General features: G+C 75.2%; 9 protein-coding genes. 3 read left to right on the forward strand and 6 right to left on the reverse strand.

Annotated features, from left to right (window positions below; translation table 11 throughout):
- Positions 1-243: 243 nt before the first annotated feature.
- Genes E1258_RS26150 through E1258_RS26165 form a run of 4 tightly spaced genes read right to left on the reverse strand, consistent with a single transcriptional unit; the run spans position 244 to position 4,531 of the window.
- Positions 244-1,203, reverse strand: a complete 960-nt coding sequence (locus E1258_RS26150; RefSeq protein ID WP_132405788.1) for a MerR family transcriptional regulator — start codon at positions 1,201-1,203, stop codon at positions 244-246.
- On the reverse strand, positions 1,193-1,810 hold the full coding sequence (idi, locus tag E1258_RS26155) for an isopentenyl-diphosphate Delta-isomerase (RefSeq protein ID WP_132405790.1): 618 nt from the start codon (positions 1,808-1,810) through the stop codon (positions 1,193-1,195). The genes E1258_RS26150 and idi overlap by 11 nt, the downstream gene beginning before the upstream one ends.
- Positions 1,807-3,348: a phytoene desaturase family protein gene (gene crtI / locus E1258_RS26160; RefSeq protein ID WP_132405792.1), complete on the reverse strand. Its 1,542-nt coding sequence runs from the start codon at positions 3,346-3,348 to the stop codon at positions 1,807-1,809. Before crtI ends, idi begins: the two co-directional genes overlap by 4 nt.
- 28 nt (positions 3,349-3,376) lie before the next feature.
- Positions 3,377-4,531, reverse strand: coding sequence for a polyprenyl synthetase family protein (locus E1258_RS26165; RefSeq protein WP_132405794.1), 1,155 nt, complete (start codon positions 4,529-4,531; stop codon positions 3,377-3,379).
- A 64-nt stretch (positions 4,532-4,595) separates the two neighbouring features.
- Between E1258_RS26165 and E1258_RS26170 the strand changes: the two genes are divergently transcribed.
- The gene (locus E1258_RS26170) at positions 4,596-5,519 is read left to right on the forward strand and encodes a phytoene/squalene synthase family protein (protein WP_132405796.1); all 924 of its coding nucleotides are present in this window, start codon (positions 4,596-4,598) and stop codon (positions 5,517-5,519) included.
- A 93-nt stretch (positions 5,520-5,612) separates the two neighbouring features.
- Here the strand turns inward: E1258_RS26170 and E1258_RS26175 are convergent, their stop codons facing one another.
- Complete coding sequence (locus E1258_RS26175; protein WP_132405798.1) at positions 5,613-6,713, reverse strand: serine hydrolase; 1,101 nt, start codon at positions 6,711-6,713, stop codon at positions 5,613-5,615.
- A gap of 166 nt (positions 6,714-6,879) precedes the next feature.
- Between E1258_RS26175 and E1258_RS26180 the strand changes: the two genes are divergently transcribed.
- Positions 6,880-8,328: an NAD(P)/FAD-dependent oxidoreductase gene (locus tag E1258_RS26180; RefSeq protein ID WP_132405800.1), complete on the forward strand. Its 1,449-nt coding sequence runs from the start codon at positions 6,880-6,882 to the stop codon at positions 8,326-8,328.
- A gap of 16 nt (positions 8,329-8,344) precedes the next feature.
- Here E1258_RS26180 and E1258_RS26185 read toward each other — a convergent pair whose 3' ends face one another.
- Positions 8,345-9,106, reverse strand: coding sequence for a crotonase/enoyl-CoA hydratase family protein (locus E1258_RS26185; RefSeq protein ID WP_132405802.1), 762 nt, complete (start codon positions 9,104-9,106; stop codon positions 8,345-8,347).
- A gap of 286 nt (positions 9,107-9,392) precedes the next feature.
- Between E1258_RS26185 and E1258_RS26190 the strand changes: the two genes are divergently transcribed.
- Positions 9,393-9,741: hypothetical protein (locus E1258_RS26190; protein WP_132405804.1), on the forward strand; the 349-nt coding region annotated here is incomplete at its 3' end.

Raw genomic sequence — 9,741 nt, forward strand, 5'->3', positions numbered from 1 at the left:
GGGTGGTGCGGGTCGGCTTGGGTGCGACGGTCGGCTCCGGTGTCGGCTCCGGCGAGGCCGAGGCCGACGGGGAGGCGGCGGCCTCCGACCGCCGGTCGGTCGTCCGATCGCTGCAGCCGGTCAGGAACAACGCCAGGCTGAGGCCGAGCGCCAGTACGGTGCGTGCGCTCATCGTCACTCCGAGGGGTCGGGGGCCGTGGGCCACTCGACGCTAGTGGACGACGCACAAAAACGGCAGGGCGGTCAGCCCTCTACCGATTGGTCCAGCGAGTCCCGTACGGCGAGGGCGAGCGAGACCGCCTCGGCCAGGTCGACCGGGCGGACCACGCCGGCCGGCAGCGGGTCGGCCCGCCAGCCCGGGCCGGCGGCCAGCACCAGCAGCGGCCGGCGCGGGCTGGCCAGCAGCGCGGTGAGCTGGGCCGGGTCGGCGGTGGCCAGGGTGTGCGACCAGATCACCACGGCGGCCGGGCCGGTGCGGTTGACCGCCTCGACCAGGGCCGCCGCCGGCACCCGGGCACCGAGCATCCGGTACGCGACGCCGGCCTCGGCCAGCGCGGCGGCGAGCGCCTCCAGCGGCAGGGTGTGCTGTTCCTCGTCGGCGCAGGAGAGCAGGAGGCGGGGCGGGCCGGCGGCCGAGCCGGCGCGCGCGACGGCGGCGAACGCCTCCGAGACGCACCGCGACAGCAGGTGCTCCACCTCGATGAGGCCGGCGGTGGCGGCGTGCCGCTCGCCGATGCCGGCGAGCACCGGGCACAGCAGCCGCTCCCAGGTGGCCACGACGCCGTCGGTGGCCAGGGTGTGCCCGATCGTCTCCCCGATCGCCACCGAGTCCAGCCGCATCGCGGCCCGGGCCAGCCCCCGGGCCGCCGGGCCGGCCCGCCCGACCGGGATGGTCTGCCCGCCGCCGTCGCGCTCGCCGCCCGGCCGGACCCGGCCGGCGACGACGGTGGGCGGCTCGCCGGCCGGGCCGGGAACCGGCGCCTGCCGGGCCCAGCGGGCCGCCTCGGCCGGGGTGACCCCATCCGAGGTGAGCTTGCGCATGATCTCCAGGCGGGCGAGATCGGCCGGCGTGTACCGCCGGTGGTGGCCCGGCAGGTGCTGGCTGGGGCCCAGCCCGTACCGCTGGTGCCAGGTGCGCAGCGTGGTGACCGCGACGCCCAGTCGGCGCGCCACGGCCCCCGCGCTCAGCGCCTCATCGCCCACCCGACCGCTCCGCCGCGTCATCCGCCCCGGAACCGGCCGGGACCGCGCTGGTGCCGTCGGCGACCGCCGGCGGGGACGGGCGCAGCAGGCGGTTCACCACCCCGCCCAGCCAGGGCGCGTACGCGCGTGGGTCGACGGCGAGGTCGGCCTCCAGCGCCGCCGGGTCGACCCAGCGCAGCTCGGCCACCTCGCCCTGGTCCGGCCGTACGGGTAGGTCGGCCGGGACGTCGGCACGCAGCACGTGGTCGTACTCGAACTCGACCCGGCCCGTGGTCGGGTCCTCGGCGTAGTAGACGTACACGCCGGCCTCGGTCAGCTCGACGGGCCCGACACCCAGCTCCTCGCCCAGCCGGCGGTTCGCGGCGACGACGAGCGGCTCGCCCGGCGCGGGGTGGCCGCAGCAGGAGTTGGCCCAGCGCAGCGGGAACCGGGTCTTCGCGGCGGCCCGACGCTGGAGGAGCACCCGGCCGTCCGGGGCGACCAGCAGCACGGAGAAGGCCCGGTGCAGCCGGCCGGGCGGCTGGTGGGCGGCGGCCACCGTCGCCTCGCCGTGGGCCCGGCCGCCGTCGTCGACCAGCTCGACCAGGTGCCCCTCCCGGGCGCTCACCGGTTTCCGCCTTTGTTCGTGGCTGCGGGACTCCGCTTCGCTGCGTTCCGCGCGCTCGCGGGTGGCCCCCCTGTGACGCGGGAGGCGGCCAGCTTGCCGGAGATCAGGACCATCGGCACGCCCACGCCCGGCTGGGTGCCGGAGCCGACGAACACCACGTTGTCGAGCGTCCGGTGCAGGTTCGACGGGCGGAACGGGCCGGTCTGGAAGAGGCTGTGCGCGGACGCGAACGGGGTGCCGGCGGCCATGCCCTGCTCCGCCCACTCGGCCGGGGTGATCGCGCGCAGCACCTCGACGCCATCGCCGAAGCCGACGTACCCGCGCTCCTCCAGTGTCCCGAGGAGCTGGTCGGCGTACCGGCGGGTGAGGTCGCCGCGCCACTCGAACGGGGCCCGGTCGAGGTTCGGCGCCGGGGCGAGCACGTAGTACGTGTGCCCGCTGGCCGGGGCGACCGACGGGTCGGTGCGACTGGGGTTGGTGACGAGCAGGGACGGGTCGGTCATCAGCTTCCCCCGCCGGATCACCTCGTCGAACGTGCCCTTCCAGGATCGTCCGAAGTGGATGTTGTGGTGGGCGATCTTCTCATAGCCCTGCCGCGAGCCGACGTGCAGCACCACGCACGACGGTGAGTAGGTCAGCCGGCGCCGCCGGGCCGGCGGCAGCAGGTCCCGGTAGGCGACCGGCAGGTCCGGGTTGAGCACCACCACGTCGGCTCCGACGAACTCGCCGTCGGCGGTGACCACCCCGGTGGCCCGGCCGTTCGCGGTCTCCACCCGGGCCACCGTGGTGCCGTACCGGATCTGCACGCCGTGCTTCTCCGCCGCGCTGGCCATCGCCCGGGAGACCGCGTGGATGCCGCCGCGCGGGAAGTAGACCCCGGCCACCGAGTCGAGGTACGCGATGACCGCGTAGATGGCCAGCGCGTCGTGCGGGGCGAGTCCGGCGTACATGGCCTGGAAGGAGAAGATCCGTTGGGTACGCGGGTCGCGGAAGAACTGCTCGATCTTCGTCTGGAGCCGGCGGAACGCGCCGCCCGCCAACAGCCTCAGCAGGTTGCCGGTGAGCAGGTCGGTGGGGGCGTCGAGGTTGCGGTCGATGAAGTCGGCCCGCTCCAGCCGCCACAGCTTTCGCGCGTAGTCGACGAAGCGAAGGTAGCCGTCGGCCTCGCGGGGCCCGCAGACCGAGGCGATCTCGGCGGCCATCCGGGTGGTGTCGGTGATGACGTCGAGCGTCGAGCCGTCCGGGTAGTACGCCCGGTACGCCGGGTCCAGCGGCATCAGCTCGACCCAGTCGCCCAGTTCCTCGCCGACCGCGTCGAGCGCCTCGGCGATCAGGTCGGGCATGGTGAGCACGGTGGGGCCGGTGTCGAACTCGTACCCGTCGACGACGAGCCGGCCGGCCCGGCCGCCCGGCACCGCCTCGCGTTCGAGCACGGTCACCTGCCGCCCGCTGCCGGCAAGGTGCAGCGTGCAGGCCAGCCCTCCGAGCCCCGCCCCGACGACCAACACCCGGTCCGTACGTCCGGTCACGGTGCGCACGCGACCACCTCCCTCACGAGGTTGCCCATCATGCCCGCCGCGTGGTGGCGGCGGTGGCGAGGCCCGTCAGCGCCGTGTGCGCGGTCTCGTCGACCGAAGCGGTGTCGAGTGCGGCCAGCGCCTCGGCGACCCGATCGGAGATCATCCGTTCGACCCGGGCGACCGCACCGGTGTCGGTGACCAGCTCGGCCAGCCGGGCCACCTCGCGGGCGCCGGTGACCGTGCCGGCCCGCTCCAGCGCCCGGCGCTGGGTGCCGGTGGCGAACTGCCGGGCGAGCATCAGCAGCGCGGTCGGCTTGCCGGTGCGCAGGTCGTCGCCGGCCGGCTTGCCGGTGGTGGCCGGGTCGCCGTAGACGCCGAGCAGGTCGTCGCGGAGCTGGAACGCCTCGCCGACGGCCAGGCCGTAACGGGTGTACGCGGCGGTCAGCGGCGCGTCGGCGTCGGCGCCGGCCAGGAGCGCGCCGAACAGCAGCGGGCGCTGGACGGTGTAGCTGGCGGTCTTGTAGCGGGCGACCCGCAGGGCCCGGTCCAGCGACCAGTTGCCCGCGTCGTTCTCGCCCAGGATGTCGAGATACTGCCCGGCGACCGTTTCGACCCGCATCTGGTCGTAGCAGCGCCGGACGTCGAGCAGCCGGGCCGACGGCACGGTGGCGTGTGCCAGCAGCCGGTCGGCCCAGACCATGCAGAGGTCGCCGATGAGCACGGCCACCGCCTCGCCGAACCGCTCCGGGTCGCCGGTGTGCCCGGCGGCGACGTGCCGGGCGGCGGCGGCCCGGTGCGCCGTGGGCCGGCCGCGCCGGGTGTCGGAGGCGTCCATCACGTCGTCGTGCACCAGGGCGAACGTGTGCAGCAGCTCCAGGGCCGCGAGCGCGGGCAGCACCGCCGGCAGGGGCTCGGCCCCGCCGGCGGCGCCCCGCCAGCCCCAGTAGGCGAACGTGGGCCGGACCCGCTTGCCGCCGGCCAGCACGCAGTCGCGTGCCGTCGCGGCGAATCCGCCCATCGCCGCGTCGATCTCGGCGAGCGCGGCGACCTCGGCGGCAAGGAACGCCGCGAGAGTGTCGTCAACGCGCTTGACCAGGTCTTTCGTGAACGCGGCCAGTACGCCGCAGACCGGATCGTCCGTCGCTTCCGGCTGTGCCGGCGCGACGCGGAGCGCATTACCCGCAGTTGCGTCGTTGGCCATGTCGGCGAGCGTACCCTAGGGTTACGAGTTGCGTCGATTGCTGCGTCGATTTAGAGGGGGGCCGGTGGACGTCGACCTCACCGCTGCCTATGACCGCTGCCGCGAGCTGCACAGACGTCACGGCCGCACCTACTATCTCGCCACCCGCCTGCTCCCCGCTCGGAAACGGCGGCATGTTCACGCCCTGTACGGCTTCACCCGGTACGCAGACGAGATCGTCGACCGTACCGAGGACCTGCCGCCCGCCGGGCGGGCCGCCCGGCTCGACGACTGGTCGAGCCGCTTCCTGGCCGGGCTGGGCGGGGCCCCGATCGACGACCCGCTGCTGCCGGCGGTGCTGCACACCATTGCCGTCTTCGACCTGGACCAGGCCGACTTCACGTCGTTTCTGCGCAGCATGGCGATGGATCTGACCGTCACCGCGTACCCGACCTACGACGACCTGCTCGACTACATGGAGGGCTCGGCCGCCGTCATCGGCACCATGATGCTGCCGATCCTCGGCAGCTCCGACCCGGCCGCCGCCCGCGAGCCCGCCCGGCAGCTCGGCTTCGCCTTCCAGCTCACCAACTTCATCCGGGACGTCGCCGAGGACCTGGCGCGCGGCCGGACGTACCTGCCCGACGAGGACCTGGCCAAGTTCGACGTGACCCGCGAGGACCTGTTCGCCGCCGCCGCGCGCGGCCGGAGCACCCCCCGGATCCGCCACCTGATCGAGTACGAGGTGAGCCGCGCCCAGGCGCACTACGAGGCCGCCGCACCGGGCATCACCCTGCTCGCGCCCGCCTCCCAGGCGTGCATGCGCACCGCGTACGCCCTCTACGGCAGCATCCTCGACGAGGTCGCCGCCCAGGACTACGACGTGTTCGTCCGGCGGGCGCTCGTGCCCCGGCGGCGGCGGCTGGCGGTGGCCGGGCGTGCCCTGCTCACCCCGACCGGCACCCCTGTCGTGGTCCCCGGCCCGGCCCTGGCACCCGCCGGCCCATGACGCGTACCGCCATCGTCCTGCTCACCCGCGACCTGCGGGTGCACGACCACCCGGCGCCTGCGCCGCCTTCGACCGGGTCGAGCCGCAGCGTGCTCACAGGCAGGAGTGCAGGGCCTCGACGAGGTCTTCGACGCGGTCGTGCTCGGCCAGCCGCGCGGTGGCGTACGCGAAGACGTAGCCCCGCTCCGGGTCGGCCCAGGCGCTGCTGCCGCCGATCCCGCCCATGCCCCAGCTGCCGTCCGGTTCCCGCTGCATGCCCAGCGTCCAGCACGCCCGGCGGTCCAGCACCAGGTCCGGGCCGTCGTACTGGGCCCGGGTCGCCTCGGCGACCAGCTCCGGGCTGAACAGCCGCACCCCGTCCAGGACGCCCCCGGCGAGCAGACCGGCGTAGCAGCGAGCCAGGCCGGCGGCCGTGGCGTGCAGGTTCACCGCCGGCACCTGCGCGCCCCGCCACAGCGGGCTGTTCAGCACCGCCACGTCGAGGCCGCCCGCCGGGTTGCCCAGCGCCGCCGCCCGCAGCGACCCCGGCTCGCCGAGCGTGCGGACCGGCCAGTCCGGGTCGGCGTACGACAGTTCGGCGCACCGCCGCTGGTCGGCCGCCCCGAGCCCGAATCCCAGGTCGAGCCGCCACGGGCCGGCGATCTCCTCGGCCAGGAACCGGCCCACCGGCCGCCCGTCCACCCGGCGCACCAACTCGCCCACGAGGTGCCCGTACGTCCAGGCGTGCTCTCCCGCGACCGTCCCCGGCGTCCATTGCGGCTCGGCGGCGGCCAGATCGGCACAGAGCAGGCCCCAGTCGGCGACCGCGCCGGCCGGCCGGGGCACCGGGAACGCCGGCAGTCCGGCGGTGTGGCTGAGCACCTGGCGGACCGTGGCCGGCGCGCGGAGACCGGGCCAGTGCTCGGCCACCGGGTCGTCGAGGTCGAGTCGCCCCCGGTCGACGAGCAGGAGCAGGCAGAGGGCGGCCATCGGCTTGCCCACCGAGTAGACGTTGACCAGCGTGTCCGGCCGCCACGGGTCACCGGCCCCCGCCAGCGGCACCGCCAGGCCGGGCGGGACGGCCGCGCGGGAACCGGCGACGAGGTCGACGACAGGCGTGCCGTCGTACCAGATGGCGAGGCCGGCCCCGGTTTCCCGACCGGCGGCGAACAGGTCGTGGAAGCAGTCCCGGACGGGGGCGAAGCGCGCGCGCATCCGGCCACAGTAGGTGGCCACGGGCCCGGAAGGCGCGGCGATTCCGGCCGGTGTCGCGGTCGCCAACGATGCGGACGCTGGTGTCGGTGAGGGTTCGCCGGTCGCCTGGTGCGGGGATTCCGGCAGCGCGGTGGCCGCCGGTCGTCCGGTGCGGAATGCTGGTCCGATGGCGGAACCGGAACTGGTGGACGTGGTCGTGCTCGGGCTCGGGGTCGGCGGGGAGGAGGTGGCCGGCCGGCTCGCCGAGGCCGGCCTCAGCGTCGTCGGCGTCGAGCGGAGGCTGGTCGGCGGCGAGTGCCCGTACTGGGGGTGCATCCCGAGCAAGATGATGATCCGGGCGGCGAACGCCGTCGCCGAGGCGCGGCGGGTCAACGAGTTCGCGGGCGAGGCAGAGGTCCGGCTTGACTGGGCCCCGGTGGCGAAGCGGATCCGCGAGGAGGCCACCGACACCTGGAACGACCGGGCCGCGGTGGAGCGGTTCACCGGCAGGGGCGGCCGGTTCGTGCGGGGCAGCGGGTCGCTCGACGGCCCCGGCCGGGTCCGCGTCGGCGATAGGGTCTTCCAGGCCCGGCACGGCATCGTGCTCGGCACCGGCACCCGGCCCTTCGTGCCGCCGCTGCCAGGCCTGGCCGACACGCCGTACTGGACGAACCAACAGGCTATCGAGGTCGAGGAGCTGCCGGGGGCCCTGCTGGTGCTCGGCGGGGGCGCGATCGGGCTGGAACTGGCCCAGGTCTTCGCCCGGTTCGGCGTCGAGGTGACCGTGCTGGAGGAGTCGGAGCGGGTGCTCGCCGCCGAGGAGCCCGAGTCCGCAGAGGTGGTCGCCGCCGCCCTGCGCGCCGACGGGGTGCGGATCGCCACCGAGGTACGGGCCGAGCGGGTCGACCACGACGGGCGGGCGTTCACGCTGCGCGCGGTGGGTGGTGCCGAGTTAACCGCCGAGCGGCTGCTGGTGGTCACCGGCCGGCGGGCGCATCTCGAAGAGTTGGGGCTCGACACCGTCGGCGTCGACCCGGGCCAGCGGTTCCTCGCCGTGGACGACCGGATGCGCGCCGCCGACGGAATCTGGGCCGTCGGCGACCTGACCGGGGAGGGAGCGTTCACCCACATCGCCATGTACCAGGCGGCCATCGTGATCGCCGACGTGCTCGACCACGTCCGGCGGGCGCAGGCCGGTGCGGACGCGAGCGGTGCCGCCAGCGCGGCCGGCGGCGCGGCGCGCACGGAGGGCACCGGTATCGCCGGAGGGGTGCCGCGCGCCGACTACCGGGCGCTGCCCCGGGTCACCTTCACCGACCCCGAGGTCGGCGCGGTCGGGCTCACCGAGCGGCAGGCCCGCGAGCGGGGCATCAACGTGCAGATCGGGGTGAGCCGGCTCGACTCGTCCACCCGGGGCTGGATCCACCGGGGCGACGGGTTCGTCAAGCTGGTCGCGGACGCCGACCGGGGGGTGCTGGTCGGGGCCACCTCGGTCGGCCCGGCCGGCGGCGAGGTGCTGTCGGGGCTGGTGGTGGCGGTGCACGCGGCGGTGCCGCTGAGCCAGCTCCGGCACATGATCTACGCGTACCCGACCTTCCACCGCGCCATCGAGACCGCCCTGCGCAACCTCGGGTAGCGGGCGGCCGACACCGTCAGGCGGGGGCTCCGTGGCGGCCCGCGCCGGCCGCGAACCGCGCGGCCCCCGCCGACGCGTCGGCCGCGAGGGACGCCACGCCGTACGCCAGCTCGACCGCGAGGGCGTCCGGCTCGGGCAGGTTCGCGCCGGTCAGCACCGCTGCCCGGTCGTTGCGCAGGCACGCCTGCGGATGCCGGGCGATCTCGGCGGCCAGCCGCTCGGCCTCCGCGCGGGCCTCGCCCGGCGCGACCAGCCGGTTCACCAACCCCATCGCGTACGCCTCCCCGGCCGGCACCGGCCGGCCCGTGAGAATCAGGTCCATCGCCCGGCTCTCGCCGATCAGCCTCGGCAGCCGGACCGTGCCGCCGTCGACCAGTGGCACGCCCCAACGGCGGCAGAAGACCCCGAGCACCGCGTCGGACTCGGCGACCCGCAGGTCGCACCAGAGCGCCAGCTCCAGCCCGCCAGCAACGGCGTGCCCGGAGATCGCCGCGATCACCGGCTTGGACAGGCGCAGCCGCGTCGGGCCCATCGGGCCGTCGCCGTCCGGCTCGACGCGGTTGCCGCTCGGCGTGCCGATCGCCTTGAGGTCCGCGCCCGCGCAGAACGTGCCGCCGGCCCCCCACAGCACGGCCACCGCCGCCGCCGGGTCGGCCTCGAAGGCGCGGAACGCGTCGGCCAGGGCCCGGGCGGTGGGCCCGTCGACGGCGTTGCGGGCCGCCGGCCGGTCTAGGATTACCGTGGTCACCTCGGCGGCGTGCTCGACCCGTACCCCCATCGCGACAGCATGCCCGGCCCGGGTGCCGACGCGCCAGCGCCGGCAGCGTAGGTGAACGTGACGGCCGCCGGATGTTCGTTGCCCGTACAACGGCTCCGCACACCGGACAGCCGGGCACGTGGCGACTTCTATCGCCTCCCATGGACGACCAGAATGCGCGCTGAAGAGGGCCACCGACCGCTGGCGGCGTGACTTTGCGCAGTGCGCCGCCCCGCTGTTTCTGGCTCCGGGCGAGGTGAGGACGAGGGTGCCGGTTGGCGCCTCCGTCGGCGATGCGGGAGGTGTCGTGACAGGACGTGCCGGCGCGAAACCCCCGGCGGCGAAACGGGTCGAGTACGGCGACGAGGTGCCCGCCGACTCGCCGCCATGGACGCGGCTGGCCACGGACGATCCAGACGAGGCACACCGGTGGCTGTTGACTGCCTACCCGGACCACCGGATCCGCGCGTTCGGCCGTACCGGCGAGTTCACCTTCCGTGCCACCCACGCGCGGTTCGGCGCGGCCAGCCTCGCCCGGGTGCGCTACGCGATGAACGCGGACAACGATGTGTTCGCCCAGGAAGTCGTCGGGGTGGCGGAGGTGCTTTCCGGCGGCTGGGGGCTCGACGCCGGGGCCGGGGAGGTCATGGCCGGGG

The organism is Micromonospora sp. KC207 (assembly GCF_004348615.1).
GTDB lineage: Bacteria > Actinomycetota > Actinomycetes > Mycobacteriales > Micromonosporaceae > Micromonospora.